This is a genomic window from Rahnella ecdela, assembly GCF_019049625.1.
GTDB classification, from domain to species: Bacteria; Pseudomonadota; Gammaproteobacteria; order Enterobacterales; family Enterobacteriaceae; genus Rahnella; species Rahnella ecdela.
This window is the reverse complement of the sequence record NZ_JAFMOY010000120.1, coordinates 83,795-110,162: the sequence shown is the minus strand read 5'-3', so window position 1 is coordinate 110,162 and position 26,368 is coordinate 83,795. Positions and strand designations below refer to the sequence as shown.

Below are 26,368 nucleotides of genomic sequence, written 5' to 3'. Positions count from 1 at the left end.
TACTGACGGGCGCCCTGCCTTTGCGCGTTATAAATCCGACAACGCCTGCCGCAAATTCACTTCCCCTGCGCCGTCATCATCAAGATCCAACACCCCTTCCAGATCGTCGAGATGTTCTTGCATGATCTCTGCCGCCTGGGTGTTGTCACCGGCTTCCAGCGCATCAATGATCGCCTGATGCTCATCACACTGGCATGAAGGGACTTCATTACGCTGATACAACGCGACAATCAGTGAACTGCGCACCATCAGATTCGACAAAATTTCGCTGAGTACTTCGTTACCTGAAATTTCGCCCAGTATCAGATGGAATTCACTTAACTCCCGCACCACGGCGCGGCGGTCCTCAGACAGCACCGCTTCACGCTCACCGCGCAAATGAGTAGTGATCCGATGGCGATGACGGCGGATGACGTCCGGTCCGATGCATTCAACAATCGCGCGTTCGATCGCGCGGCGGGCAATAAAGACTTCGCGCGCTTCTTTTGCCGTGGGCTGCGCCACCATTGCACCACGATTGGGTTCGATGGTCACAATGCGTTGTAACGCCAGACGCTGTAATGCCACCTGTACATGATTGCGGTTCGCACTCAGCGCCTCAACGAGTTGCGATTCAACCAGACGTGCTCCGGGACGCAGGCGTTGCTGAGCGATGGCTTTTGATAAAACGTCGACAATGCGCTGAACTTCCAGCTGCTTGGCGGTTGTAGTTGGATTACTCATGGAATGCTAAATGGCCTCTTTCTGGCAGTTTTCGTGCACGCTAACATCAACGGTTTGCTTTCGTCATTAGTAAATGACGTCAAATCTACCTCGACAGAACGTTGTTCAGGATCCGGCAATGCGGCCAAACCAGCTTTTGGCGGGCAATTCAGCCACCTGATGAATGAGTGTCATCAGCGGCTCGCAGGGATAAGTCTCATCCAGACCACGCAACTCACGTAAAAATGTCAGCGCTGCCTGCGGTGTGGGAAAACGTTCTGACTGGGTAAAATACAGATACAGCGCCAGCACCGCCACAGAGCGGCTGCGCCCACCACGGCAATGCACCAGCACATTAGCGGCACGATGCGGCGGATAACTGACTTTGCCCGGACTGGCCTGCCCCAGTAAACCATCGAGCGCCAGCACACCTGCCAGCAAATGAGTGACGGTATTCCCGGCGCCATCAATCAGTCCGATTTGCGTACGCCGCAGCCAGGTGCTGTCTGGTAACGCCAGATTGCCGAGCTGTAAATTCACAGCCGTATTCAGTGCGGAGGTAATATTGTGCTGATGCAGCAAATAAGCATCCTGCGCCGCCGGGCTATTTCCGAGATATAACCAGCGATGATTCTGTCCGGCAACCGGCACAATTTTGATGAGTAAAGGTCTGCTGTCTTCTTCTTGTTGGGCCTGCTTACGTGATTGAAGGGTATCAGTCATTATCATCTTCCTGACGTCAGTGTGTTCATGCACGTTAGCACATCAGAAAAAAGCAAACCTTTGCCTGTTTAGCAGTTTAACGACATTTACGATTTACACCCGCCACGGCAATACGCCTTCAGGAAGTTTCCGTGCAAATAGCGAGGCCAGTAACATGAATCCCAGCACCACGCCAATCATCAGACATCCCACCGCGGCTGCCAGCGTCGATGATCCTCCCTCATCCAGAAAGACGACCATCGGTCCGAGGGTTTGCGTCCCGGAAGTCACCAGTAAAATGGACACCTGAATTTCATTAAGCGCGGTGAGAAAGACCAGAATCGTTCCTGCCATCGCTGAAGGTGCGGCCAGCGGCATCAGGATATCGCGCATTCTTCGCAGGAATCCGGCACCAAAGATTTGTGCGGCTTCATCCAGCGAGCGATCAATCTGGGCGAATCCGGCCAGTGTCGGGCGCAATACCAGCGCCATAAAATTAGAAAGATAAGCCGCCAGAATGATCCAGAGGGTGCCGTACAGGCTGATATGCAGTAATGGCAACGGCCTGAGGAAAAACAGAATTGCCGCGATACCAGTGACAATTCCCGGCAATACATACGCCAGTTCCGTGGATAACTGCAAAATACGCACCAGCCTCGTGCGTTGCCAGCTAAGAAAATAGGCCAGAAACAGCGAGGCAATTGTCAGTATCACCGCCGTCATTACGGTCAGTCCCAGACTTGTCATGAACGCGTGGCGGATAGCCGGATAACCAAACAACGCATTCGCATAATTGCTCAGCGTCAGACTCTGCATCGTCAGTGCCTGACCAAAGCCGGTCGTCAGTGAAGTGGTCAGCAAGGCGGAAAGCGGCAGTATGAGTGTCAGCAGCATCCATACCCACACGGCAATCTCAACGGGCAAACGCCAGCGACCGAGTGACTGATGAAGCGCACGCGGCGTACCGGTAATACGCACATCCTGGCGGCCGCCCAGCCAGCGGCTGAACATCAGCCCTGCAAGCGTAATCGTGGCAATCAGCAATGAAAGTACCGCCATATCCGGCAGAGCCGATGCGCCCACGCTGTTGAGTTGCTGATATACCATTGTGATAAGCGTCGGGATCCGCCCCGGAATACCGAGCATCGCCTGAATACCAAAATTACCCGCAGAGGTAACAAATGAGAGCGCCGCACCGGCAAAAATAGCCGGACGCACCAGCGGCAAAATCACCGTAAACAGCACCCGCCACGGTTTTGCTCCACCGCTGCGTGCCGCTTCCACCAGTTCAGCCGGAAGCCTGCGTAATCCGGCGCGCACCATCAGAAATACCAGCGGCGCATTATGCAGTCCCAGCAGGATAATAATGCCCTGAAGCGAATACAGCGGCGAAGGGGAACCAGCAGGAAGACTGAATCCGGGAAATTGCAAAACCGGACTCGACGGCGAAAGTGCCTGTACCCAGGCCAGCGCCGTCACCTGCGGGGGGATCATCAGCGGCAAAATAAACGTAAATACCCACGCCTGCTTGCCACGCAGATTTGTCAGCGCAATCAGCAGTGCCGCAATGGTTCCGAGCAGCATGGCCAGTAACGTGGAGACCACGGCGATCGTCAGCGTATTCAGCGTGGCGGTCACCACTTTCCGGGTACCCAGCAGATGGGTAAACCGCGTGATGTCCGGCACACCATCAGGCGCGATCGCGGCCCACACCAACCGCGTCAAAGGCGCTATCGATAATATTCCTATCAGCAGCGTCAGCCCCCATAGCACCACTTTCTCACTGCCCGGCCACCCGCGGCGTGAAGAAGTGGCGCGGCGCTGGATTTCACTCATCACGCTCATTGACCCGCCCTCTGTGCTGTTAGCCGCCGAAAATTTCAGTGAATTTTGCGCGAACGGCTTTGTCGTCAGCTACTGCTTTATCAGAATCGAGGGTCAGCAATTTAACGGAATCCATCGGCGCAAAACCTTCGGGCGCTGCCACGCTGGCATCAATCGGACGGTTACCCTGTTTCGCCACCAGTTGCTGGCCCTGAGCAGACAGCATGAAATCAACAAACGCTTTTGCGGCAGGAACGTTGTGCGCGCCGGAAAGAATGGCGACCGGTTCCGTCACAAATGAAGCCCCTTCTTTTGGATAAACCAGATCAATCGGCGAGCCTTGTTTTTTGGCACGGATAATATCGGCGTCGGTGATCACCCCGTATTTCGCCATCCCGCTGGCCACTGCTTTCAGCGCCGGACCATTCCCGCCCTCCGGCGTAATACCGTTTGCCGCCAGCTTCTGATAAAACGCCCAGCCAATGTCCGGCGTGTTAATCGCCGTGTGCAGATGATATAACGCCGCACCCGAATAAAGCGGGCTTGGCACCGCAACCTGGCCTTTATTTTGCGGTTCAGTCAGCGCCATCCAGCTGTCGACAGGTTTGGCATTTTTAGTGTTATACGCAATTACCGTGGCAATGATTTTGGTACCAAACCAGGTTTTATCTTTGTCATAAAAATTCGGGCTGATATTTCCTACCGGCGCACCGGCATAGGCCATCAGTTTGCCGTCTTTTTTAAGTGCACCAAGGTTGATGGAATCCGCTACCAGCAATACATCGGCTTTTACGTCCCCGGCCATCATTTCAGTCTGCAAAACATTCATTAACTGCGAGGTGCCATTACGCGTCCATTCCACCTGAACATTCGGATAAGCCGCTTTAAAGGCATCAATCGTCTGTTGCGCAATTTCCGGTGCCTGCGAGGTATACACCACCAGCTTGCCTGATGCGGTTTCTGCTGCAAATGCCGGAACTGCCAGTACCGCAGCCAAAGTCAGCGCGCAGGAAGATAATTTTATTATGTTAAACATGTGCATAGCCCTGTCTTTAAGAAATGAAATTTACTGAGGAATTATCCATCCGTCGGCAATCATAAAGGTGACGTTGTCACCAGCTTGCCATGTTTTTTCCGCCGGGGAATGTAGTGATAAACGCAGTTCAGGATCGCTGTGAGGTTCAACGTCAATCTGACGATAGCCGCCGCGATAAATCACCCGCGTGATCCGCGCAGCGATACCCTGTTCACCGGTGTCGGCAAAGCGTAAACCTGTGGCGTGAACAGAAACCTGCGCGCTGGCAACAGCCATCTGCTCAGGCGATGCCCGCAACCGGCAGCGCAACCCTAAAATCTCTGCCAGCACAATGCCGCTTTCTGCCCGCTGGATATTTTTTGCAGGAATAACGCGGCCATCATCGATAAAGGTTGCGACCATTTCATTAGCCGGTTCGCGGTACAACGTTTGCGGCGTGGCGAACTGCATCACTTTGCCTTCGTTCATCACCACCACGCGGTCGGCGATCGCCATCGCCTCCTGCTGATCGTGGGTGATATAGAGCAACGTCGCGCCGGTATGCTGATGAAAACGACTGAACTCCTCTTCCATCGTCGCACGTAAATGCACATCAAGATTCGCCAGCGGTTCATCGAGAAGAACCACACCAGGGCGGGTTACCAGACAACGAGCGAGTGCTACCCGCTGGCGCTGTCCCCCGGACAAATCCGAGGGGCGACGCGTCGCATAATCCGCCAGCCCGACCAGCGCCAGCGCATCCTTTGTTCGGGTACGACGCTCATTGCGATCCATCCCCGCCACTTTCAGGCTGTAGGCCACGTTCTCTTCAACTGACATGTGAGGCCACAGCGCGTAATTCTGAAACACGATCCCCAGGTCGCGCTTTTCCGGCGCTACATGAATGTCAGGCGATGAAAACAGACGGTCTCCCACGGTGATCGAACCGCTGTTGACCGGCTCAAATCCGGCAATGGTGCGCAGTAAAGTCGTTTTTCCACAACCGGAGGGCCCGAGCACCGCCACGAACTCGCCGTGACGGATATGCAACGAGACATCATTTAACACCGGCTGGGTGGTGAAGGATTTGCTCAGGTGGGAGATCTGGATAGCAGACATGCGTCGGAGGTTTCCTCATAGCGGCACTGGCCTGTTCGATGAGGAAACAAATTACTGCGGTTTTGTGACTGTTTTATGAACGGGTCGCCGATCTTAAAGCCATACGAATTGCAGGATCCCTGACGCAGGAAGACATTGCAAAACGCACCGGAATGAAGAAGCAAAACATCAGTCGTTTTGAAAACGGTATCGCTTGCCCCACGCTCAATACGCTCAGTCGTTACGCCGTCGCGCTCGGCGGAACCTTTGAATTTAAAAAACTCAGCTGATCCTCTGACTGCACGCGCCATACGCGGCAATAAATTCTCCGGCGATCGCCACCGCAATTTCTGCCGGAAGTTTACCGCGTACATCGGGCAGTCCGACCGGACAACGCATTCTCGCCAGCTGTTCGTCTGAAATCCCCTTACCTGACAACCGGTAATCGAAACGTTTACGCTTGGTATCAGAACCGATCAAACCGAAATATCGGAAATCGCCGCGTTTCAGGATGCGCTCACTGAGGGCGAAATCCAGCTGGTGATCGTGCGTCAGTACCATGAAATAACTGCCGGCGGGCATCTGCGCCACGGTACCTTCCGGTTCTTCATCAACAATGCAGGTAATTTGCGGATCCACCTGCGCAGGAAACTCACTGGCGCGCGCATCGACCCAGGTGATACGGCAAGGCAACGTGCTGAGAATATTCACCAGCGCCCGTCCGACATGCCCCGCGCCGTAAACCACTGCATGCGGCTGCGGTTGTCCCAACGGCTCAAGCAGGACTGATGCCATTCCGCCGCAACATTGTCCAAGCCTTGCGCCTAACGAAAATCGTTCGAAACGGGACGTTTTCGCCTCCTCCCTGAGCATTTCACGGGCAATGGCAGTTACCTGAAATTCAAGATTACCACCACCCAGAGTATAAAATTGCTGACTGGCGGTGATCAGCATCTTGCTGCCCGCATCCCTCGGTGTAGACCCCTGATTATCTACCAGCGTCGCCACCACGCAAGGTTCACCGCGCCTTTGCAGGTCGTGCAGACGGGTTATCCAGTCATCAGTACGCATATAAACCTCCGTTAGCCGGTGACTTTAACGTGAGCGGGAGAAGCATGAGTGACAACGTCACCTGAAAAATGCAACTGATTCACACCGTTAAGCACTCTTTCCGGCGTTGCGGGCGCATCAATATGCGGATGCACGCGGTAATCTGCCAGACTGGCAACGGCGTCTTTAATCGCACACCAGACAGAAATCCCGAGCATAAAAGGCGGCTCACCGACGGCTTTGGAATGGAAAACGGTATCTTCCGGATTCTTGCGGTTCTCGACCAGTTTCACGCGTAAATCCTGAGGGACATCGCCAATCGCCGGTATTTTGTAGGCCGCCGGGCCACTGGTCATTAGCCGCCCCTTGTCGTTCCACACCAGTTCTTCAGTGGTCAGCCAGCCCATGCCCTGTACAAACCCACCTTCAACCTGCCCGATATCAATCGCCGGATTCAGGGAATCCCCCACATCATGCAGGATATCCGCCCGCAGCAGTTTGTATTCACCGGTCAGCGTATCCACCAGCACTTCCGCACAGGCCATGCCGTAGGAGAAGTAATAGAAAGGATGACCGGCCGCTTTGCTGCGGTCGTAGAAGATCTTCGGCGTTTTGTAGTAACCGGTGCTGGAGAGCGGCACCTGATTCAGCCAGCACTGCGTGGCCACTTGCTCAAAACTGAAATACTGATTTTTGACACGCACCTGACCGTTGCTGAAGGTGATATCCGTCTCCTGAGCATCATGAACGCGCATCAGCAATTCAACCATGCGACTTTTGATGATTTCAGCGGCATTTTGCGCGGCTTTTCCGTTGAGATCCGCTCCGCTGGAGGCGGCAGTCGGCGAGGTATTCGGCACTTTGCCGGTATCCGTCGCGGTTATCTGTATGCGGCTGATATCCACCTGAAAAACTTGTGCCACCACCTGCGCCACTTTGGTGTTCAGCCCCTGTCCCATTTCAGTGCCGCCGTGGTTGAGCTGAATACTGCCGTCGGTATACACCAGCACCAGCGCGCCCGCCTGATTAAGAAAACTGGCGGTGAAGGAAATACCGAATTTTACCGGCGTCAGCGCCAGCCCCCTTTTCAGAAAAGGATTGTTGCGGTTGAATTGTGTGACAGCGTCACGTCTTGCCGTGTATTGAGCGCTGTCTTCCAGCTGTTGCGTCATTTCCTGCAACAGATTCTGCCCGACCGGCTGATGGTAATGGGTGACGTTGCGGGTTTCCTGACCGTAATAATTGTTTTTGCGCACGGTCAGGGGATCCATCCCCCGTTCGCGGGCGATGTGATCGACGATATGTTCTATCGCCACAATCCCCTGCGGGCCGCCAAATCCGCGGTAAGCGGTATTCGACGCCATATTGGTTTTGCAGCGATAACCGGTGATCAGCGCATCCCCCAGATAATAGGCGTTGTCGGAATGGAACATGGCACGGTCGACAATAGAACCCGAGAGATCCAGCGAATAACCGCAGTTAGCGGCCAGTTTGATGTCGATGCCGTGAATGACACCGTCATCAGTAAACCCTACGTCATAACTGACATGGAACGGATGACGTTTACCGGTGATGAGCATGTCATCCTGGCGTGCCAGACGCATTTTCGCCGGGCGGCCGGTCAGATGCGCGGCGAGCGCGGCCAGACATGCCGTGCCCGCCGCCTGCGTTTCTTTGCCGCCAAAACCGCCCCCCATGCGGCGCATATCGACCACCACTTTGTGCATCGGTAAATCCAGCACCGACGCCACCAATTTTTGCACTTCGGTCGGATGTTGCGTTGAGCTGTACACCAGCATCGCGCCGTCTTCGCCAGGCATCACCGAGGCAATCTGCGTCTCAAGATAAAAATGCTCCTGCCCGCCGATTTCCAGCTCCCCCTGTAAACGGTGCGGGGCACAGGCCAGCGCCATTTCAGCGTCGCCGCGTTTGTGCTGATGCGGCTCTTCCACGTAATGTTCCAGCGCCAGCGCCTGTTTCACGGTCAGCACGGCATCACGCGGCTGATACTTTACTTTCGCCAGCGCCACGGCGGCACGGGCGGCTTCCATTGATGTTGCCGCGACCACCAGCACAATCTGACCGACATATTGCACAGTGCCCTGCGCCATCAGCGGATCGCCGTAAGTCAGCGGCGCAATGTCCAAATTGCCCGGCACATCTTCAGCAGTCATCACCCGCACCACGCCCGGCACGGTATAACAAGGCTCGGTATCGATATGCAAAATGTCGGCATGCGCGTGAGGGCTGAGCAGCGGCACCAGATGCAGCTGATTGGGGAATTCCAGGCGATCATCGATATATATCGCTTCGCCACTGACGTGTTTATCAGCGCTCTCATGCTTCTGACTTTTACCGACGCCGCTTTGCAGTCCCGCCCGGAAAAGGGTTTCCATCTCATGCTGAGAAATTGCCGGTTTGGATTCAGACATAGTGAGTTACCCGCATCAGTGTTTCAGGAGAAGTCATTTCGATATGACAGCGACGCAGCAGATTTTTCGCCACCTGCATGCGGTATTCGCGGCTGGCACGGAAATCGCTGATCGGCGTGAAATCCAGCTCCAGCGCCAGACAGGCGCGCTCGACCGTCGCCGTCTGCCACGGCTGTCCGAGTAACTGTGCCTCGCAGCCGCTGGCCCTTTTCGCTACTTCTGCCATGCCGCCAAACGCCACACGGGCATGAACCACGACGCCATTTTGCACTTCGATATGAAAAGCTGCACAGACGGCGGAAATGTCATCCTCAAGCCGTTTCGACACTTTGTAGATTCGTAACTGGCGCGCCTCCGGGGTATTACGCGGGATGCGGATTTGTTCGATAAATTCGCCCGGCTGCAACGCAGTTTTACGGTAGCCCAGGAAGAACTGATCGAGCGGTAATTCGCGCTGTTCAGCGCCACGCCGTAGTAACAACGAAGCCCCCAGCGCCAGCAAGACAGGGCCACCGTCACCGATGGGAGAAGCGTTAGCTATGTTGCCGCCAAAGGTGCCCTGATTACGTATTTGTTGGGAAGCAAAACGCTCCAGCAGCTCGCCGAACTCGGGGAATTCATCATGTAAAACCGGCATACAGTCGCTCAGAGACGCCGCCGCGCCGATATGAATAGCCTGACCGGTCAGCGTAATGGTTTTGAGCTCGGGAATATGGCTCAGAGAAATGAGTTTTGGGATCGGCTGATACCGCTGCGTGACTTCCAGCGCCAGATCGGTGCCGCCCGCCACCAGACGGGAATCAGGTTGCGCGAGATAGCGTTCGGCCAGTGCATCAATCGTAAGCGGCTGTTGGGTTGCGGGAATTGCGGCAAGTTTTGTCAGCGTTTGCCGTGCGTCAGTATCAAACTGATCCGGCTGCGGTGCATCACAAATGGCTCTCGCCGCATCCATGATCGGACGGTAACCGGTACAGCGGCAAAGATTGCCGGAAAGCGCGTGCTGAGTGTGAGCCACGCTGAAAGCCTGCTGCTGTTTTTCCAGGGCGAACAGTGACATCACAAATCCCGGCGTGCAGAACCCGCATTGTGAAGCGTGGTTATCCACCATCGCCTGCTGCACGTGATGCAATTCGCCGCGATGTCTGAGATCTTCAACGGTGATCAGCTGTTTACCCTGTACGGCGGGCAGAAAGGTCAGACAGGCATTGACCGTGCGGTAAGTCAGCGCATCACCTTCCGGTTCCGCCAGCACCACCGTGCAGGCTCCGCAGTCACCGGAGGCGCAACCTTCTTTAGTGCCGCAACGCCCGGCATCCCGGCGCAGATATTGTAAAATAGTAGTATCGGCTGGCAGATTTACCGTCTGGATCCTGCCGTTCATCAGAAATTGGATCATTCGCACTCTCCTTTCTTACAGCCGTTGAGGATCAGCGTGGTGACTTCATCAATGATGTGTTCACGCGCCTGCTCATCGCCTTCGAAATTGCCGTACATATGTTTCACCTGCACCGCGAAATCGGCGTAATACTGCGTCACGGCCCAGATATGCATGATGAACAGACGGGCATCCAGCGCGCGGATTTTGCCCTGCACAATCCACTGATGGATGAGGTTTTCTTTGCCAATAATGTTCTGCGAAGCCTGCGGCCAGTATTTATGAAGATAATGACCACCTCCGAGGACTTCGCTGGTGAAAATGCGCGACAGTTCCGGCTGGTCAAAACTGAAGTTGAGTTTGTTACGGATGTATCTGCTGAGCACCGCTTCCGGCTCGCTGAGCGACGGGTCAAACTGAATGATGTCGCCCCAGACTTTCAGCACTTTCTGTAGGAGCTCTTCGTAAAGTTCCTCTTTCCCGGCGATGTAATAATGCAGCTGGGCTTTTTTGATCCCCGCGCGCTGAGCAATCGCCTGGGTCGTCGCGCCCTGGAAGCCCTTTTCACTGAATTCTGCAATCGCAGCGGCGTGGATGTTTTCCAGTGTTCGCTCGCGTGCCACGCGGACTTTACCGCCCGTTTCATTGTTCATCATGCGCAGCGTTCCCCCTGCTGAGCATCGCGTGAATAGACCTGTTCGCCATCCACATACGTGCTGTAAACGTTGCGATCGTCGCCCAACGTCATCAGTACAAAGAGTTTCTCTGCCAGCGTTTTGCTGTTGGCAGCACGCAACTTTTGCAGCGCACTGACGCCGGGTTCGAGCACCACAAAGTCAGCCTCTTTACCGGCGTTGAAATTGCCAATCTTGTCATCAAGATGCAGCGCCCGTGCGCCGCCCAAAGTGGCGTGATAGAAGGCTTCGAATGCGGATAAGCGATAGCGCTGCAGCTGACCGACTTTGTAAGCTTCGGAGAGCGTTTCCAGCATGTTGAACGTGGTGCCGGCACCGACATCGGTGCCCATCCCGACGCGGACCTGCTTTTGCCAGGATTTTTGCAAATTGAACAGACCGCTGCCGAGAAACAGGTTGGACGTCGGACAAAACGCGATGGTTGAATCGGTGTCATGCAGGCAATCCCATTCGCTGTCATCCAGATGCAGGCAGTGCGCAAACACACAGCGCTCACCGGTCAGGCCGTACTGATGATAAACGTCGAGATAATGCTGATGTTCGGGGTGCATCTCTTTCACCCATGACAACTCGGCAACGTTTTCGCTCAGATGGGTATGCATGTACACATCGGGGAATTCCTGCTTCAGCAGCCGCACTTTTTGCAGCAGTTCCGGCGAAGATGTTGGCGCAAAACGCGGCGTCAGCGCGTAGCTCAGACGTTGACGGTTATGCCAGCGAGCAATCAGCGCCCGCGTGTCACGTTCGCTTTCTTCAGGGGTTTCCAGCAAGGCGTCGGGGGCATTTTTGTCCATCATCACTTTGCCCGCCACCAGCCGCATATTGATATCGGCAGCCTCTTTAAATAACGCATCGACGGATTCGGGATGCACGGTGCCAAACACCAGCGCGGTCGTGGTGCCGTTGAGTAACAGCTGATCGAGGAAGAATTTAGACATGCGCTTTGAGTATTCAGCGCAGTGATATTGCTGTTCAGTCGGGAAAGTATAACGGGTCAGCCACTCGAGCAGTTGCTCGCCGTAAGCGCCGATCATTTCAGTTTGCGGATAGTGGATATGCGTATCGACAAAACCGGGCACAATCAGTTTGTCGCGGTAATCATCGATTTCCAGACCGGCGGTTTTTTGTGCCAGCGCCAGCTTTCCCTCGCCTTCCTGCCAGCTTCCCAGCCAGGCGATAAGCCCGCCGCTGAGCAACATCAGGCCATCTTCGATATAACGCACCTGTGCTTCAAAATCTTCCGGCTGCAAAACCAGCTCACGGATATCGAAGAAATTGCCGCGTACGGCGCGGGTGATGATCTGACTCATGGCATTGTCCTTCTCTGCAACATTCACGTTCAAGATTGATAACAGAACATTTGCAAAGCTTATGCCAAATCTGACCAACCGGTCAGACCGTCTGGATGTTTTTTATGACGGCCTGAACATTACTTCAGTAACACCTCATACTGCGGGTTAAATTCGTCGAAGATAGGCAACGCCGCCGCACCGAGCGCCGCGGTGTCACTGCCGGACATACCGAGACGGATCCGGGCACTCTGTGCGTAACGGCTGCGCACCGAATTATAGAGCGGCGTCAGGCGCTGAATCAGCTTTTCAACCAATAGCTTAGGCATCGTCCCGCCAATGACCACGCTCTGCGCATCGAACACACATTCCATAATATTGATGGCCTGCAACGCCGGTTCAACGGCGGTATCCAGCCATTTATCAAACAACTTCTCATCGACATTCAGCAGATCTTCTGGCATCGCTGACATCGGATCCAACCCGCAGGCTTCATACGCCGCCTGCAAAGAAACATAACGTTCCAGACAACCTTTGTTCCCGCAGTAGCATTCGCGCCCGCCCGGTTGCACCACAATGTGGCCGACTTCGCCCGCATTGTGTGCATGACCGGTGTAAATCCGCCCGTCAGTGAAGATGCCTGCACCCAGTCCGGTGCCGATATACAGATACACAAATGATGATAATTGCTTGGCCACACCGTGAAAACGTTCACCGATTGCAGCGACGGTCGCATCGTTTTCCAGCGCCACCGGCCAGCCGGTCGCGGCGCTCAAACGGGCTTCAATATCAACGTTATCCCAGCCGTGAAGCGTGGTCGGCCCCTGTGACGAAATTCCTTCCACGCCAAACGGTCCCGGCATCACCACGCCGACGCCCAGAATTTTTCGCCAGTCAATTTTCACCTGTTGGCGCATTTCTTGCAGAACCTGATTGATAAGGGCCAGTGTGGGCTCTGGCTGAGGTTTCTGCACATGGATCAGTTTGCGAAAGCGGACGGTTCCTGTGAGATCCACCAGCACAATCAGCAGCGACTGATGATCAAGATGGATGCCGATGGAATAGGCGCTGTCAGGATTGAGTGTCAGTGGCGTTGCTGGTTGACCACGCCCTCCCGCACGACGCGGCAGGTGGGAAGACAAAATTCCCGCCTGCTCGAGTTCGGTGGCAATGTTTGAAACGGTTTGCGGCGTCAGTGAAGTCAGCCGGGCGATTTCGGCGCGGGTGAGTTCACCATTGAGGCGAATGGCTTCGATCACCACCCGACGATTGTGAGCACGGGCGTGCTCAAGATTAGTGCCAGAAGTTGTTATCACGGCTTATACCCCACGGGAAACCTGCTGGCAGTATGCTGGCACTGAATACAGCAATCAAATTGATTTTATAATTAACAGAATATGAATATGACGGTCGCATCACAGCTTTCAATGTTATTGGTATGTTAATAATAATCGTCAGTCACTATTCGCTTTTCAGTTGTTTTGAGATTCACCTTCAGACCCAGTAGCACAATCCGGCAGGGACGCAGGGACTGGCAGAAATATGCCTTCCCATTTTTTTTAGCCGATTAAAGCAATCAAATTGATTTAATAAACTTAACCCTGTTTCGGAGAATGACGATGAGCCTACGACTTACCCCTGCGGCCACCCTGTGCGCCCTCTCTGCTCTCACCCTGGGATATTCCGTGAATGCACTGGCGGAAACTACGCTCAGCGCCCTGTTTATGACCCAGGCGGCGTACAGCGAAGCGGATATCCGCGCCATGACCGCAGACTTCACAAAGCAACATCCGGATATCAAAGTGAATCTGGAGTTCGTGCCTTACGAAGCGCTGCACGACAAAATTGTTGCCGCGCGCGGTGCCGGTGACAAAGGTTACGACGTGGTGTTGTTCGATGCCATCTGGCCTGCTGAATTCAACAAATACGGCCTGTTGCAGGACGTGACGGCCCGTATTCCGGCCGACGAAAGCAGCAAGATTTTTGACGGCGCGATTTCTACCGTGACCTACAAAGACAAACGCTGGGGGATGCCGTGGATCCTCGACACCAAATATCTGTATTACAACAAAGCCATGCTGGCTAAAGCCGGGATCACCACCCCGCCTGCCACCTGGGCTGATGTTGAGAAGCAATCTGAGATCCTCAAAGCAAAAGGCATCGTGAAATACCCGCTGGTCTGGAGCTGGTCACAGTCCGAAGCGTTGCTGTGCGACTACACCACGCTGGTTTCCGCGTTTAAAGGCGATTTCTACAAAGACGGCAAGCTGAACTTCACCAATTCCGGCGCGATGAAAGCCATCAACTACATGAAAGAAACACTGGATAAAGGGCTGACTAACCCGAACTCCCGCGAATATCTGGAAGAAGACGTACGTAAGTCATTCTCCAACGGCGACGCCGCTTTCGCACTGAACTGGACCTACATGTACAACATGGCCAACGATCCGAAGCAGAGCAAAGTCGCGGGTGACGTCGGCGTTATTCCGGCGCCGGCTGAAACCGCAGGCGGTGCTTCCGGCGTCAACGGTTCGATGGGTCTGGGCATTGCCAAAGCCAGCGCGCATCCGGATCAGGCCTGGGAGTACATCAGCTATATGACCTCGCAACCGGTTCAGAACAAATACGCCAAACTGAGTCTGCCAATCTGGAAATCTTCTTATGAAGATCCGGCGGTACAGAAAGATCAGGAGCAGCTGATCGCAGCGGCGAAAACTTCGCTGAACGTGATGTTGTCGCGCCCGGTCACGGCGGACTACTCGCGTCTGTCCAACATTTTGCAGCAAAACATTCAGGCGGTATTGCAGGGTAAAACCCCGGCAAAAGACGGTATGGAAGCCGCAACTACCGCCGCTGACCGTTTACGTTAAGTTTTTAAAGCCAACACAACAATGAAGCCCGCCCGGTTTCGGCCGGACGGGTCTGGGAAAACTGAATGCTGACTTTACCCCAACGCGAGCGCCGTCAGGCCTGGTTGCTTCTTGCACCCATGTTACTGATGATGTTTCTGCTGACCGCCTGGCCGCTCGCCCGCACGCTGTGGCTCAGCTTTACCGATGCCGGTTTAATTGGTGACGGTTCTGCGCCCAACTGGGTGGGCAGCGATAATTTTATCTATGCCCTGACGGATCCTGATTTTCGCGCAGCACTCTGGCGTACGCTGTATTTCACCGTTGTTTCGGTCGTTATCGAAGGCATTATCGGCGTGCTGGTTGCGCTGCTGCTGAACCAGCAATTTTGGGGGCGCAGCGCCCTGCGCGTACTGGTAATTTTGCCGTGGGCACTGCCGACTATCGTCAACGCCACCATGTGGCGGCTGAACTTCAATCCGGATTACGGCAGCATCAACGCCCTGCTTTCTCAGCTCGGGCTGATTGATGCCTACCGCAGCTGGTTGGGCGATCCGTCTTCGGCCATTAACGCCGTGATGTTCGCTGATATCTGGAAAAACTACCCGCTGATCACCCTGCTGGTGCTGGCGGCGCTGCAAACCATTCCCGAGGATTTGTTCGAAGCGGCACGGCTTGACGGCGCATCGGCATTCCGTCGTTTTCGTAAAATCACCTTACCGGCCATTGCCGCTCCGCTGGCGGTGGCGCTTATTCTGCGCACCATCGACGCGTTTAAGGTCTTCGACATCATTTATGTGATGACCCGCGGGGGCCCTCTCGACAGCACGAAAACCGTCAGTTTCTTTGTCTATCAGGAATCCTTCAGCTATCTGCGTGCAGGCAGCGGCGCAGCTTACGCCATTCTTATGACACTGATCTGTGCCCTGCTTATTCTGATTTATATGGTGATGTTATTGCGCCAGCGCCGTTCAGGGAGCGCCGAATGAAACAGAAAATCCGACTCGTTTTACGCTATGTCGCCGCACTGGTGCTGGCGGTTTCTATTCTTGCGCCGCTGTTATGGATGTTCCTGATGAGCGTCAGTTCGGCGGAAGATCTGACCCGCATTCCGCTCGAATGGCTACCGCGTCACTGGGATTTCAGCCGTTACGCCAGCCTGCTGACCTTGCAGGCCGGAACACCCGGCGCGCTGTTTTTGCACGCGCTGGGCAACAGTTTGCTGGTGGCGTGTGGCGCAACGGTGATTTCACTGCTGCTGGCTATTCCGGCTGCGTACAGCTTTTCCCGCTATCCCGGACGTGACGGCTGGCTGTTCGGCAGTCTGGCGATTTACATGGTGCCACCGGTGGCGTTCGTGCTGCCGCTGTACTTCATTCTGGAAAAACTGACCCTGCTGAACACGCATATCGGGCTGATTCTGGTGTATTGCTCAATGATTTTGCCGTTCCTGACCTGGATGCTGAAAAACCAGTTCGATGCGCTTCCGGTTGATATCGAACAAGCTTCACGCCTCGACGGGCTGCGTTACTGGCAGGTATTGCTGCGCATTACATTGCCGCTGGCGAAACCGGCGCTCGGCGCCTCCGCTATGTTCGGCTGGCTGCTGGCGTGGGATGAGTTTTTCTACGCATTGCTGTTTACCAATAATATCAACGCCCAGACGTTGCCGGTGACCATTGCCGGTTTCACTGCCGGGCGCGCCACCGACGACGGGCTGATTGCTGCCGTCGGCATTCTTGCGGCCATTCCGCCGCTCTTTATTGCGCTCTGGCTGCAAAAAACACTGGTCAGCGGGTTAACCGCCGGCGGCAGCAAGGGCTGATTATGAACATCAGGGAAACCTCATCAATGATAACCCGACCTGAAACCCGCGCCACGCTGTACGTGACGGGCAATATCAATGTGGATTTAATCATGAGCACGCTGCAGGAATGGCCGAAAAAAGGCACTGAAGCGATGCTCGAAAGCAGTTCTCTGCGCCCCGGCGGTTCTGCCGGTAATTGCGCGCTGGCGCTGTCCGCGCTTGGCTCCCCTTTTCGTCTGGTCGCCAATCAGGGCAATGACCAGTTCAGCGGCTGGCTGGCTGATATGTTCCCGGAAAGCGCACCGCTCTGGCCAGCTTATGATTGCGAAACGTCGCTGACGTTTGGGGTAACGCATCCTGATCACGAACGGACGTTTTTCAGCAATCAGGGGCACATCGTGCGTTTGTCCATGCAGGACGTACTGGCGCAAATCCCGGATAAAGCGCAGACCGGCGACTGGGTATTGCTCTGCGGCACCTGGCTGTGTACCGCGCTTTATGCGCAATACCCGCAACTGCTGGCAACGCTGAAACAGCGTGGCTATCAGGTGGCAATAGACAGCGGCTGGCCGCCGGAAGACTGGAGCGAGACGTTACGTGAACAGGCGGCAAAATGGTTGCCGTATTGCGATGCGCTACTGCTCAATGAAGTGGAAACGCTCGGACTGGCGGATGCCGAAACGCTGGATTCGGCCGCGCTGAGCTTGCTGGAGAAAATGGCGGACAATGCTTTTTGTGTAGCAAAATGCGGGCCGGATGGCGCGCATTTATGGGCTAAAAACCTGACGCTGCACCAGCGCGCTGAACCGGTCGATGTAGTCGATACCATCGGTGCCGGAGACAGTTTTAACGCCGGATTTTTATCCGCGCTGATTTATGGCCTGCCGCCTGCCACGGCGCTGCAATGGGGAGTACGCGTTGCCGGTTGTGCCATCAGCAGTTCCCCGCGCCGTTATCCTGACTGGCAATCGCTTTTTGGCCTTGTGGAGAAAATCTAAATGGCTCTGGTAGAACTGGTAAAAGTCGCCAAACATTATGGCAAAGTGCAGGTCCTCAAACCGCTGGATCTGACTATTCCCGACGGCAGTTTCACCGTACTGGTTGGCCCGTCCGGCTGCGGAAAATCCACTTTGCTGCGCCTGCTGGCCGGGCTGGAATCCCTGTCTGACGGTGACATTCTGCTCGATAAGCAGCAGATCAATAATTTCGACCCTGCCGATCGTGATATCGCGATGGTGTTCCAGAGTTACGCGCTGTATCCGCACCTGACGGTGGCCGAGAACATGGCGTTCCACATGCAGGTGAAAAAAGTACCGAAAGCCGAGCAGCAGGCCAAAGTGCAACAGGCGGCAAAAGTGCTGGGGATTGATCACTTGCTCAAACGCCTGCCGAAGGATTTGTCCGGCGGTCAGCGCCAGCGTGTGGCGATGGGCCGTGCATTAGTGCGTAACCCTAAAGTGTTTCTGTTCGATGAACCCCTTTCCAACCTCGATGCCCAGCTGCGCATGGAGTTAAGGGCAGAAATCAAATCCCTGCATCAGCAGTTTCGCACCACTACCGTGTACGTGACGCACGATCAAATCGAGGCGATGACGCTGGCCGATAACATCGTGGTAATGAAAGACGGGTTTATCGTGCAACAGGGTGACCCGCTGTCGATTTACGACAAGCCGGTGAACACCTTTGTGGCGCGATTTATCGGCTCGCCGCCAATGAATCTGCTCAGCGGTGTTTTCCAGAATATCGCCGGTCAGCCGGGTGTCACCTGCAATCAGCTGTGGTTCGCATTGCCGGAAAAATGGGCGCTCCAGGCGCGTCATGCCGATGGACAGCCTGTCACGCTCGGCCTGCGCCCGCACGATATCCGGCCGGTACAACACAGCGCACAACCGGCAGCCACATTGCGGCTGCTGGAAGTCACCGGCGAAAGCAGCCTGCTGCACATCGACTGGAGCGGTTTCCCGCTGCATGTCCAGTTCGCCGGACGCGCTCGTGTCAGTGCCGATCAGCCGTTGTATCTGGAAGCTGACAGCGAAGCGATACATTTGTTTGATGCACAAACGGGAGAAAGGCTGGCAGAAGTTTAGTTTTCCCGGCTTAAATCTCCCCCTCTGCGGGGGAGATGCTAAACCATTGACGCCTCACTCCAATGCGCTATGCTCAGGCTTTGCCAGTTTCATTAGCGCGCTTACCTTCTATGAGCTTCTTCTCTAACAAAAAATTCTCTCTTCCACCGGGTTCTGCGTTGCCGCTGCTGGTCGCCGGGGCTTTCTTTATGGAAAATCTCGACGCCACGGTTATCGTTACGGCGCTGCCGCAGATGGCGAAAGATTTCGGCGTGCATCCGGTGGATATGAATATCGGTGTTTCGGCCTATATTCTTACACTCACCGTGTTTATTCCTGCCAGCGGATGGATTGCTAACCGATTTGGTACGCGCAATGTGTTCTCGCTGGCTCTGGTTCTTTTCACTCTCGCATCGGTGCTGTGTTCCGCCAGCGTCAGTCTCGGCACCTTTACGGCCGCACGCATGTTGCAGGGTTTTGCCGGTGCGCTGATGGTGCCGGTCGGGCGATTAGTGGTACTGAAAAACACACAAAAATCAGATCTGATCCGCGCCATCGCCACGATTACCTGGCCGGGGCTGGTAGCGCCGATCCTCGGGCCGCCGCTGGGTGGTTTCATTACCACTTACGCATCCTGGCACTGGATTTTTATCCTTAATGTTCCGCTGGGCGTTGTCGCACTGTTATTTGCCCGCAGGCTTATTCCGCAGATCCCTGGAGAAAAAGGTGTGCCGTTTGATATCACCGGTTTAGTGCTGACCGGTGCGGCCTGCCTCGGGCTGATTTTCGGACTGGATATGTTTAATCAGGGCAATATCGACTGGAAGCCAGTCTCAATGGTCAGCGGCGCGCTGATCCTCGGTGCGCTGGCCGTCTGGCATTCGAAACGTACCGCTTATCCGTTGCTGCCGCTGGTGGCGCTGAAAATAAAAAGTTACGCGGTCACGATTTATGGCGGTTCACTGTTTCGCGTAGCCATCGGCGCCCTGCCATTTCTGCTGCCGCTGATGTTCCAGCTGGGTTATGGCATGAGTGCTTTTGACGCCGGTCTGCTGGTACTGTCAGTCTTTGCCGGAAATCTGGCGATGAAGCCTTTTACCTCCGCGATTTTGCATCGTTTCCGCTTTAAGTCGATTATGCTGGTTAACGGCTTACTGAACTCTGCGACGATTTTTGCCTGTGCGTTGCTGACGCCAGAAGTGCCGACCGCGCTGACGCTTCTGCTGTTATTCGCCAGTGGCATGAGCCGTTCAATGCAGTTTACTGCGCTGAATACGCTGGCATTCTCGCAGGTTCCTGCCGGACAGATGAGCGGTGCGAATACGCTGTTTAATACAGCTCAGCAGCTTTCTACCGGTCTGGGAATTGCCATCGGCGCGCTTTCCCTGCGTATTGCCGGACATTTTTTACCGCCCAGCGACACACTTCAGACGGACGTTTTTCATATCGCATTTATCATCATTGGTCTGTTTTCGCTGGCAGGTACGCTGGACAGCCTGACGCTCGACAAAACCGCGGGCGATGAAATACGGCGTAAAAAAGAATCTGTAACCCGACCGGCTGTGCCGGAAAAATAATGGCACGGTCAGACTGAAATCACGTTTCCGTAAAATGGAGAAATACCATGGAATACCGTTTGTTAGGCCATTCTGGTCTGAAAGTTTCAGTTTTAAGCCTCGGCACCATGACGTTTGGTGGCCAGGGTAAATTTGCCAAAACAGGACAAACTGACGTCGGCGCCGCACAGCGCCAGATCGGCTTGTGCCTCGATGCCGGAATTAATCTGTTCGACACCGCCGACGTGTATTCCGGCGGTGAGTCTGAAGTCATTTTAGGCAAGGCCCTGGGCAGCAAACGCCACGACGTGCTGGTCGCCAGCAAAGCCCGTTTTCCGATGGGTGAAGGCCCGAACGATCGCGGTTCGTCCCGTCATCATATTCTGCGCGCCTGCGAAGCCAGTCTGAAACGTCTGAACACCGATTATCTGGATTTGTATCAGTTGCATGAATGGGACGGTCTGACGCCGCTGGAAGAAACACTGCGCGCGCTGGATGATCTGGTTTCCAGCGGCAAAGTCCGATATGTCGGCGTATCGAATTTTTCCGCCTGGCACATCATGAAAACGCTGGGCGTGGCGCAGGCGAATCATTATATCCGCCCGGTCAGCCAGCAGATTCATTACACGCTGCAGGCACGTGAAGCGGAATATGAATTGCTGCCGGTGGCGCAGGATCAGGGGCTCGGCGTGCTGGTGTGGAGTCCGCTGGCGGGCGGTCTGCTTTCCGGTAAATACCGCCGTAATCAGGCGGCACCGGAAGGCACGCGCCATCTGGCTGACTGGGGCGAACCGCCGGTACGCGATGAAAGCGCATTGTACGATGTGGTGGATGTGCTGGTAGAAATCGCCGAAGCCCGCGGTGTTTCAGCGGCGCAGATTGCGCTGGCGTGGCTGATTGCCCGTCCTCAGGTGACCTCAGTGATTGTCGGCGCGCGTAACGACACACAGTTGCAGGATAACCTGCTCGCCGCTGATTTGACTCTCAAAAACGAAGAAATTGAAAGACTTAATAAAGTCAGCCAGTTACCTTTATTATACCCTTATTGGCATCAGGCGCAGACCGCACCCGACCGTCTTTCTGCGGTGGATTTATCGCTTATCGCGCCTTATCTGAAGAAGTAACCGCAACAAAATGATACGCACTGAGACCGGTAGATGATGCCGGTCTCGTTATTTTTGTGTTAATACTTACAGAGTTTCTTTTGTGCGCCTCGTGCGCACCTTGCTTAAAACAGAGGAATACCGGGATGATTATTTTTGTTACCGGCGCTACCGCCGGATTTGGTGCAGAAATCGCACGTAGATTTGTTAAAGAAGGCCACAAAGTGATTGCATCCGGCCGCCGCAAAGAGCGTCTGGATGACCTGAAAGCCGAACTGGGAGACGCACTCTACGCAGTTGAGCTGGACGTCACTAACCGCGCTTCTATTCAGGATGCGCTCGACAGCCTGCCTGCTGACTGGCGCAATATCGACGTTTTGGTGAACAACGCCGGTCTCGCGCTCGGTATGGAAAAAGCCGACAAAGCATCGCTGGAAGACTGGGACAAGATGATCGACACCAACACCAAAGGTCTGGTGTACATGACCCGGGCGGTACTGCCGGGCATGGTTGAACGCAATACCGGTCACGTAATCAACATCGGTTCTACCGCAGGCAACTGGCCGTATGCGGGTGGTAACGTTTACGGCGCGACTAAAGCATTCGTTCGTCAGTTCAGCCTGAATCTGCGCACTGATCTGCACGGTACCCACGTGCGTGTCACCAACATCGAACCTGGCCTGTGCGGCGGAACAGAATTCTCTAACGTGCGCTTTAAAGGCGACGATGAGAAAGTCAGCAAAACCTACGACAACACCAACCCGCTCACTGCGACAGACGTCGCCGAATCCGTGTTCTGGGTTTCAACCCTGCCTGAGCACGTCAATATCAACAGCATCGAAATGATGCCAGTCAGCCAGTCTCTGGCCGGTTTGCAGGTACATCGAGAAGCGTGATTTTGCTTCCTGATTTACAAGAAAAGCAGCTTTGGCTGCTTTTTTTATTGCCTGCATTTTATCAGGACAACAAAAAAGGCGCGGCAAACTTGCCCGCGCCTTTCTGATAACCGAAAGCGGATTACGCGCTCAGCCAGCCCAGTTTAATCACGAACAGAATCGACAGCACAACCAGCGCGGCATTCAGTTCACGTGCCCGGCCGGTCAGCAGTTTTGCCAGCGTCCAGGTGATGAAACCAAACGCGATACCGTTAGCGATAGAGTAGGTAAACGGCATGGTCAGCGCAGTGACGGTCACCGGCGCGGCAACAGTGATATCTTTCCAGTCGATTTCTGCCAGACCAGACGTCATCAGCACCGCGATGAACAGCAGAGCCGGAGCTGTCGCAAATGCGGGAACACTGCCCGCCAGCGGAGCAAAGAACAGACTCAGCAGGAACAGAATGGCAACCACAATCGCCGTCAAACCAGTACGTCCACCGGCGCTCACGCCCGCAGCAGATTCGATATAACTGGTGGTGGTTGACGTCCCCAGCAATGAACCGAACAACGCAGCGGCACTGTCAGCCACCAGCGCACGGCCCATTTTCGGGATATTACCGTCTTCATCCGCCAGCCCTGCACGTTTGGTCACGCCAATCAGTGTACCGGAGTTGTCGAACACATCCACGAACAGGAACGCGAACACAACGCTAATCAGCGAGACGTTGAATGCGCCTTTAATGTCGAGCTGCATGAAGGTCGGTGCAATGGAAGGTGGCATAGACATTACGCCGCCAAACGGCGAATAGCCCAGTGCGATTGCCAAAACGGTCACGGCCAGAACGCCGATCAGAACCGCGCCGGTAATTTTACGCGCTTCCAGTACCACAATCAGAATGAAGCCCAGCATCGCGAACAACGGACCCGGCTTGGTCAGGTCGCCCAGACCAACCAGCGTAGCCGGGTTAGCGATGACGATTCCGGCGTTTTCCAGCGCAATCAGCGCCAGGAATAAACCAATACCCGCCGCAATCGCCGAGCGCAGGGGCAACGGAATACTGCGGATAATCCATTCACGGATTTTAAAGATGGATAACGCGAAGAAAATACATGCTGAGAGGAAAACCGCACCCAGCGCTATCTGCCACGTGTAACCCATATGCAGCACGACGGTATAAGTGAAGAAGGCGTTTAAACCCATGCCCGGCGCCAGTGCGATCGGGTAGTTGGCGATAAAGCCCATCAGTGCGGAACCGATTGCGGCAGCAAGACAAGTTGCCACAAATACCGAGCCTTTATCCATCCCCGTCGCGCCCAAAATAGACGGGTTAACAAACAGAATATAGGCCATTGCTAAAAATGTAGTCAGTCCTGCCACAATCTCAGTCCGCACGTTGGTACGGTGAGCTTTTAACTTAAATATTTTTTCTAACATGAGAAGGTATCTCTTGGTCGCATGGTCACGTTGAGTCTGGTTTTCAAACGTGCACGCTTGTTATTAGTGTTGTTTTTCAAAACACGATCATGCGCCAGCGGTGCAAATGCCACCGTTCGCCCCGCTTTCTATCACTGATAGCGGCACACGAGCTAAAACGTGTTTTGACGAACCCTGTCATTTGCCCGCTTTGCCTGCAAAACGACCTGAGGTGATTGTTTTACAAAGGGGCATCGCACAATCTAGGAAAATTGAGTGATGCAGTCCATAATAGATATCTCACTTATTCACTGCATAAATTAGTACACCCATGTCGCCATTCTCCCGTTTTTCGCAATATTTTACAGAAGTCGCCCGGACAGGAAGTTTGCGCAAAGCGGCGGAAGTGCTGCACGTCTCTGCCTCGGCCATAAACCGGCAGATATTGCAGGCTGAACAAACGCTGGAAACCCCGCTGTTTGAGCGCCTGCCTACCGGACTGAAACTGACGTCCGCAGGCGAAATTCTGTTCGATGATATCCGCCGCTGGCGAAAAGAATTTTCACGCACCCGGGAACGATTCGATGAAATTCAGGGATTACGACGCGGGCACGTGACGATTTCTATGATCGCCGCCCTCAGCGAAGGCATGGTGGCAGAACTGATTGCACAAGTGGGCGCAGAACATCCCTATCTGACCTTTGATATCCGTATCGAAGACAGCCGCAATATCAGTGAGCAGGTCAGTTCGGCAGAAGTGGATTTCGGGCTGTTACTGGATCCGGTTGAGCATACCGGGCTGGAAGTGCGGGCGTTTGCGGAATTACCTATCGGCATTGCCATGCCGGTCGGACACGAACTTTCGCAGCAGGAATCGCTGTCTTTCAGCGATATCGCTTCCTACCGGCAGATTATTCCCTCAGAGCCGCTGATGGTGAACGCCCGCGCTAAATTGCTGTACAACCGCTACCAACTGCTGGAAACTCCGTCGATCGTCTGCAATGACGTACGCATGATGCGTGAACTTATCCGCAAAGGTGCCGGCGTTGGCGTGCTCAGCCTGCTGGATGTGTTACCGGATTTACAGGAAAAGCGGCTGGCGTTTGTGCCCTTGCAGGGACGAACGGCCAAACCACTGACGCTGGCGTTGTGCGTTGCGCCCCGCCGCCAGCTTTCCCGCGCTGCACAAATCGTGATTCAGAAAGTCATCGTGATGATGGAAAGATTGTCGCAGTAATCTTTTATGACGCTTTCCAGCCAGAAATAATAATCAGCATCCCCGCCAGCGCAACGCACGCGCCCAGCCAGTCGGTGGTGCTGAGTTTCACGCCATCGACAAATCGCAGCCATAGCATCGCGGTCATCACATACACGCCGCCGTAAGCCGCATACACCCTGCCGCTTGCCGCCGGATGCAGGGTCAGCAGCCAGACAAACGCCGCCAGACTGAGCGCCGCCGGAAGCAGCAGTAGAATACTGCCACCTTTGCGCAGCCAGAGATAAGGCAAAAAGCAGCCGATGATTTCCGCCAGCGCAGTGGCAAAGAACAGTAAAGATGTTTTGAGCATAGTTGAGCCAGGTTTACAGTCCGTAGTTCAATAAGATATCAACCAGTTTACAGGCAAAAGGTGACGTCATTCCACCGGATGTTATAATTTAATGATTCGCCTGAGCGATGTGTATATCTAAAAAGGATTAGCTAATGAATACAACGTTTATAACCCGACTGACGCGCGCCATGCTCCCTGTTGCTTTGCTGGCCATGACTGCTGGCTGGCAGGTTCCTGTGCAGGCGGCCACTAACTGTGCGGGCGGAACCTGTGTCTTTGGCGGTACCGGCAATGATGCCATGACCAACGAAGAAGCACGTCAGAGCAAAGAACAATGGAATGAAACCCAGCGTCTGCGCGCGATGAAAAATCAGCGTAACGAGAAGGACTTCTCAAAATACGATAACTCTATTGATCTGCGCGACAAGTGTGAAGCCAGCCAGAACATCAATGCGTACTGGGAACCGAACACCGAACGCTGCCTTGACCGCCGTACAGGCCGTCAGTTGATGGCACCGTAATTATTTCCTGCCAGATTGTCTGTCCGCGGGGGCGGTAAATCTTACCCCCCTGCATATCTGCTAGACTTATTGATACTGCGGTTCTCATAAAAGGAATGAATGATGAAAAAGACACTCTTAGCTGGTCTCGCTGTTGTGATGTTGGCGCCGCTGATGGCGCAGGCTTCCTGCGAAAGCGTCAAAGCAGACATCACTCAGAAAATTGTTGCAAACGGTTTGCCTGAATCCGGGTTCAAACTGGATATCGTGCCAAACGATCAGGCGGATCAGAGCGGCGGACAGGTCGTCGGCCACTGCGGCAATGACAGCCAGAAAATTGTTTATACCAAAACTGCGGATGCGGGAGACAGTTCTGCTGCCAGCCCGAAAACCGGCACCAGTCAGGACTCGCAGTAACCTGATAGTTTTTGCTTAACCCTCCCTCTTTCAGAGGGAGGGTTAA

At 54.5% G+C, this 26,368-nt stretch carries 25 protein-coding genes; 12 read left to right on the top strand and 13 right to left on the bottom strand.

The window, feature by feature from the left end; genetic code table 11:
* Nucleotides 1-27: 27 nt before the first annotated feature.
* The 5 genes from J1784_RS08855 to J1784_RS08835 form a co-directional block, all read right to left on the bottom strand.
* The gene (locus tag J1784_RS08855; protein ID WP_217148890.1) at nucleotides 28-723 is read right to left on the bottom strand and encodes a GntR family transcriptional regulator; all 696 of its coding nucleotides are present in this window, start codon (nucleotides 721-723) and stop codon (nucleotides 28-30) included.
* Between the two features lie 105 nt (nucleotides 724-828).
* Nucleotides 829-1,425 (bottom strand): dual specificity protein phosphatase family protein, encoded by a 597-nt coding sequence (locus J1784_RS08850; protein WP_238485457.1) that lies wholly within the window; start codon nucleotides 1,423-1,425, stop codon nucleotides 829-831.
* Between the two features lie 93 nt (nucleotides 1,426-1,518).
* Nucleotides 1,519-3,249 carry an ABC transporter permease gene (locus tag J1784_RS08845; RefSeq protein WP_217148888.1) on the bottom strand — a complete coding sequence of 577 codons (1,731 nt, stop codon included), beginning with the start codon at nucleotides 3,247-3,249 and terminating at the stop codon, nucleotides 1,519-1,521.
* A 19-nt stretch (nucleotides 3,250-3,268) separates the two neighbouring features.
* The gene (locus J1784_RS08840; RefSeq protein WP_420803961.1) at nucleotides 3,269-4,264 is read right to left on the bottom strand and encodes an ABC transporter substrate-binding protein; all 996 of its coding nucleotides are present in this window, start codon (nucleotides 4,262-4,264) and stop codon (nucleotides 3,269-3,271) included.
* 30 nt (nucleotides 4,265-4,294) lie between these two features.
* Nucleotides 4,295-5,362, bottom strand: coding sequence for an ABC transporter ATP-binding protein (locus J1784_RS08835; protein ID WP_217148886.1), 1,068 nt, complete (start codon nucleotides 5,360-5,362; stop codon nucleotides 4,295-4,297).
* Between the two features lie 68 nt (nucleotides 5,363-5,430).
* Between J1784_RS08835 and J1784_RS08830 the strand changes: the two genes are divergently transcribed.
* Nucleotides 5,431-5,631 carry a helix-turn-helix domain-containing protein gene (locus tag J1784_RS08830; protein ID WP_217148904.1) on the top strand — a complete coding sequence of 67 codons (201 nt, stop codon included), beginning with the start codon at nucleotides 5,431-5,433 and terminating at the stop codon, nucleotides 5,629-5,631.
* Here J1784_RS08830 and xdhC read toward each other — a convergent pair.
* The 6 genes from xdhC to J1784_RS08800 form a co-directional block, all read right to left on the bottom strand.
* Nucleotides 5,624-6,412 (bottom strand): xanthine dehydrogenase accessory protein XdhC, encoded by a 789-nt coding sequence (gene xdhC / locus J1784_RS08825; RefSeq protein ID WP_217148885.1) that lies wholly within the window; start codon nucleotides 6,410-6,412, stop codon nucleotides 5,624-5,626. The two genes, J1784_RS08830 and xdhC, sit on opposite strands and share 8 nt — an antisense overlap.
* 11 nt (nucleotides 6,413-6,423) lie before the next feature.
* Nucleotides 6,424-8,823, bottom strand: coding sequence for a xanthine dehydrogenase molybdopterin binding subunit (gene xdhB, locus J1784_RS08820; protein WP_217148884.1), 2,400 nt, complete (start codon nucleotides 8,821-8,823; stop codon nucleotides 6,424-6,426).
* Nucleotides 8,816-10,219 (bottom strand): xanthine dehydrogenase small subunit, encoded by a 1,404-nt coding sequence (gene xdhA, locus J1784_RS08815; protein WP_217148883.1) that lies wholly within the window; start codon nucleotides 10,217-10,219, stop codon nucleotides 8,816-8,818. The genes xdhB and xdhA overlap by 8 nt, the downstream gene beginning before the upstream one ends.
* Complete coding sequence (locus J1784_RS08810) at nucleotides 10,216-10,854, bottom strand: TetR family transcriptional regulator C-terminal domain-containing protein (RefSeq protein ID WP_217148882.1); 639 nt, start codon at nucleotides 10,852-10,854, stop codon at nucleotides 10,216-10,218. The genes xdhA and J1784_RS08810 overlap by 4 nt, the downstream gene beginning before the upstream one ends.
* Complete coding sequence (gene guaD, locus J1784_RS08805; protein ID WP_217148881.1) at nucleotides 10,851-12,203, bottom strand: guanine deaminase; 1,353 nt, start codon at nucleotides 12,201-12,203, stop codon at nucleotides 10,851-10,853. Before guaD ends, J1784_RS08810 begins: the two co-directional genes overlap by 4 nt.
* A 119-nt stretch (nucleotides 12,204-12,322) precedes the next feature.
* Nucleotides 12,323-13,495 (bottom strand): ROK family transcriptional regulator, encoded by a 1,173-nt coding sequence (locus J1784_RS08800; protein WP_217148903.1) that lies wholly within the window; start codon nucleotides 13,493-13,495, stop codon nucleotides 12,323-12,325.
* A gap of 306 nt (nucleotides 13,496-13,801) precedes the next feature.
* Here J1784_RS08800 and J1784_RS08795 point away from each other — a divergent pair, with 306 nt between their 5' ends.
* The 8 genes from J1784_RS08795 (at nucleotide 13,802) to ydfG (ending at nucleotide 22,459) form a co-directional block, all read left to right on the top strand.
* A complete protein-coding gene (locus J1784_RS08795; RefSeq protein WP_217148880.1) occupies nucleotides 13,802-15,052 on the top strand; it encodes an extracellular solute-binding protein in 1,251 nt (416 codons plus the stop codon).
* A 65-nt stretch (nucleotides 15,053-15,117) separates the two neighbouring features.
* Nucleotides 15,118-16,020: a carbohydrate ABC transporter permease gene (locus J1784_RS08790; RefSeq protein ID WP_217148879.1), complete on the top strand. Its 903-nt coding sequence runs from the start codon at nucleotides 15,118-15,120 to the stop codon at nucleotides 16,018-16,020.
* Nucleotides 16,017-16,856, top strand: a complete 840-nt coding sequence (locus J1784_RS08785) for a carbohydrate ABC transporter permease (RefSeq protein WP_217148878.1) — start codon at nucleotides 16,017-16,019, stop codon at nucleotides 16,854-16,856. Before J1784_RS08790 ends, J1784_RS08785 begins: the two co-directional genes overlap by 4 nt.
* Nucleotides 16,857-16,882: 26 nt before the next feature.
* Nucleotides 16,883-17,836 (top strand): carbohydrate kinase family protein, encoded by a 954-nt coding sequence (locus tag J1784_RS08780; protein ID WP_217148877.1) that lies wholly within the window; start codon nucleotides 16,883-16,885, stop codon nucleotides 17,834-17,836.
* Complete coding sequence (locus J1784_RS08775; protein WP_217148876.1) at nucleotides 17,837-18,925, top strand: ABC transporter ATP-binding protein; 1,089 nt, start codon at nucleotides 17,837-17,839, stop codon at nucleotides 18,923-18,925.
* A 110-nt stretch (nucleotides 18,926-19,035) separates the two neighbouring features.
* The gene (locus J1784_RS08770) at nucleotides 19,036-20,481 is read left to right on the top strand and encodes an MFS transporter (RefSeq protein ID WP_238485456.1); all 1,446 of its coding nucleotides are present in this window, start codon (nucleotides 19,036-19,038) and stop codon (nucleotides 20,479-20,481) included.
* A 47-nt stretch (nucleotides 20,482-20,528) separates the two neighbouring features.
* On the top strand, nucleotides 20,529-21,584 hold the full coding sequence (locus J1784_RS08765; protein WP_217148874.1) for an aldo/keto reductase: 1,056 nt from the start codon (nucleotides 20,529-20,531) through the stop codon (nucleotides 21,582-21,584).
* A gap of 125 nt (nucleotides 21,585-21,709) precedes the next feature.
* On the top strand, nucleotides 21,710-22,459 hold the full coding sequence (gene ydfG, locus J1784_RS08760; protein WP_217148873.1) for a bifunctional NADP-dependent 3-hydroxy acid dehydrogenase/3-hydroxypropionate dehydrogenase YdfG: 750 nt from the start codon (nucleotides 21,710-21,712) through the stop codon (nucleotides 22,457-22,459).
* A gap of 121 nt (nucleotides 22,460-22,580) precedes the next feature.
* On the opposite strand, the gene J1784_RS08755 is transcribed toward ydfG, so the two are convergent.
* Complete coding sequence (locus tag J1784_RS08755) at nucleotides 22,581-23,876, bottom strand: NCS2 family permease (RefSeq protein ID WP_217148872.1); 1,296 nt, start codon at nucleotides 23,874-23,876, stop codon at nucleotides 22,581-22,583.
* A gap of 310 nt (nucleotides 23,877-24,186) precedes the next feature.
* Here J1784_RS08755 and J1784_RS08750 point away from each other — a divergent pair, with 310 nt between their 5' ends.
* Nucleotides 24,187-25,092: a LysR family transcriptional regulator gene (locus tag J1784_RS08750; RefSeq protein ID WP_217148871.1), complete on the top strand. Its 906-nt coding sequence runs from the start codon at nucleotides 24,187-24,189 to the stop codon at nucleotides 25,090-25,092.
* Nucleotides 25,093-25,096: 4 nt separating this feature from the next.
* Here J1784_RS08750 and J1784_RS08745 read toward each other — a convergent pair whose 3' ends face one another.
* The gene (locus J1784_RS08745; protein WP_120507614.1) at nucleotides 25,097-25,423 is read right to left on the bottom strand and encodes a YnfA family protein; all 327 of its coding nucleotides are present in this window, start codon (nucleotides 25,421-25,423) and stop codon (nucleotides 25,097-25,099) included.
* A gap of 134 nt (nucleotides 25,424-25,557) precedes the next feature.
* Between J1784_RS08745 and J1784_RS08740 the strand changes: the two genes are divergently transcribed.
* Nucleotides 25,558-25,926: a DUF1283 family protein gene (locus J1784_RS08740; protein WP_217148870.1), complete on the top strand. Its 369-nt coding sequence runs from the start codon at nucleotides 25,558-25,560 to the stop codon at nucleotides 25,924-25,926.
* 102 nt (nucleotides 25,927-26,028) lie between these two features.
* A complete protein-coding gene (locus tag J1784_RS08735; protein WP_120134343.1) occupies nucleotides 26,029-26,322 on the top strand; it encodes a DUF1161 domain-containing protein in 294 nt (97 codons plus the stop codon).
* Nucleotides 26,323-26,368: the final 46 nt, after the last annotated feature.

Coding starts and splice junctions, on each gene's coding strand:
- J1784_RS08855 (WP_217148890.1), bottom strand. CDS start 723: ATGAGTAATCCAACTACAACCGCCAAGCAGCTGGAAGTTCAGCGCATT.
- J1784_RS08850 (WP_238485457.1), bottom strand. CDS start 1,425: ATGACTGATACCCTTCAATCACGTAAGCAGGCCCAACAAGAAGAAGAC.
- J1784_RS08845 (WP_217148888.1), bottom strand. CDS start 3,249: ATGAGCGTGATGAGTGAAATCCAGCGCCGCGCCACTTCTTCACGCCGC.
- J1784_RS08840 (WP_420803961.1), bottom strand. CDS start 4,264: ATGTTTAACATAATAAAATTATCTTCCTGCGCGCTGACTTTGGCTGCG.
- J1784_RS08835 (WP_217148886.1), bottom strand. CDS start 5,362: ATGTCTGCTATCCAGATCTCCCACCTGAGCAAATCCTTCACCACCCAG.
- xdhC (WP_217148885.1), bottom strand. CDS start 6,412: ATGCGTACTGATGACTGGATAACCCGTCTGCACGACCTGCAAAGGCGC.
- xdhB (WP_217148884.1), bottom strand. CDS start 8,823: ATGTCTGAATCCAAACCGGCAATTTCTCAGCATGAGATGGAAACCCTT.
- xdhA (WP_217148883.1), bottom strand. CDS start 10,219: ATGATCCAATTTCTGATGAACGGCAGGATCCAGACGGTAAATCTGCCA.
- J1784_RS08810 (WP_217148882.1), bottom strand. CDS start 10,854: ATGATGAACAATGAAACGGGCGGTAAAGTCCGCGTGGCACGCGAGCGA.
- guaD (WP_217148881.1), bottom strand. CDS start 12,203: ATGAGTCAGATCATCACCCGCGCCGTACGCGGCAATTTCTTCGATATC.
- J1784_RS08795 (WP_217148880.1), top strand. CDS start 13,802: ATGAGCCTACGACTTACCCCTGCGGCCACCCTGTGCGCCCTCTCTGCT.
- J1784_RS08790 (WP_217148879.1), top strand. CDS start 15,118: ATGCTGACTTTACCCCAACGCGAGCGCCGTCAGGCCTGGTTGCTTCTT.
- J1784_RS08785 (WP_217148878.1), top strand. CDS start 16,017: ATGAAACAGAAAATCCGACTCGTTTTACGCTATGTCGCCGCACTGGTG.
- J1784_RS08780 (WP_217148877.1), top strand. CDS start 16,883: ATGATAACCCGACCTGAAACCCGCGCCACGCTGTACGTGACGGGCAAT.
- J1784_RS08775 (WP_217148876.1), top strand. CDS start 17,837: ATGGCTCTGGTAGAACTGGTAAAAGTCGCCAAACATTATGGCAAAGTG.
- J1784_RS08770 (WP_238485456.1), top strand. CDS start 19,036: ATGAGCTTCTTCTCTAACAAAAAATTCTCTCTTCCACCGGGTTCTGCG.
- J1784_RS08765 (WP_217148874.1), top strand. CDS start 20,529: ATGGAATACCGTTTGTTAGGCCATTCTGGTCTGAAAGTTTCAGTTTTA.
- ydfG (WP_217148873.1), top strand. CDS start 21,710: ATGATTATTTTTGTTACCGGCGCTACCGCCGGATTTGGTGCAGAAATC.
- J1784_RS08755 (WP_217148872.1), bottom strand. CDS start 23,876: ATGTTAGAAAAAATATTTAAGTTAAAAGCTCACCGTACCAACGTGCGG.
- J1784_RS08750 (WP_217148871.1), top strand. CDS start 24,187: ATGTCGCCATTCTCCCGTTTTTCGCAATATTTTACAGAAGTCGCCCGG.
- J1784_RS08745 (WP_120507614.1), bottom strand. CDS start 25,423: ATGCTCAAAACATCTTTACTGTTCTTTGCCACTGCGCTGGCGGAAATC.
- J1784_RS08740 (WP_217148870.1), top strand. CDS start 25,558: ATGAATACAACGTTTATAACCCGACTGACGCGCGCCATGCTCCCTGTT.
- J1784_RS08735 (WP_120134343.1), top strand. CDS start 26,029: ATGAAAAAGACACTCTTAGCTGGTCTCGCTGTTGTGATGTTGGCGCCG.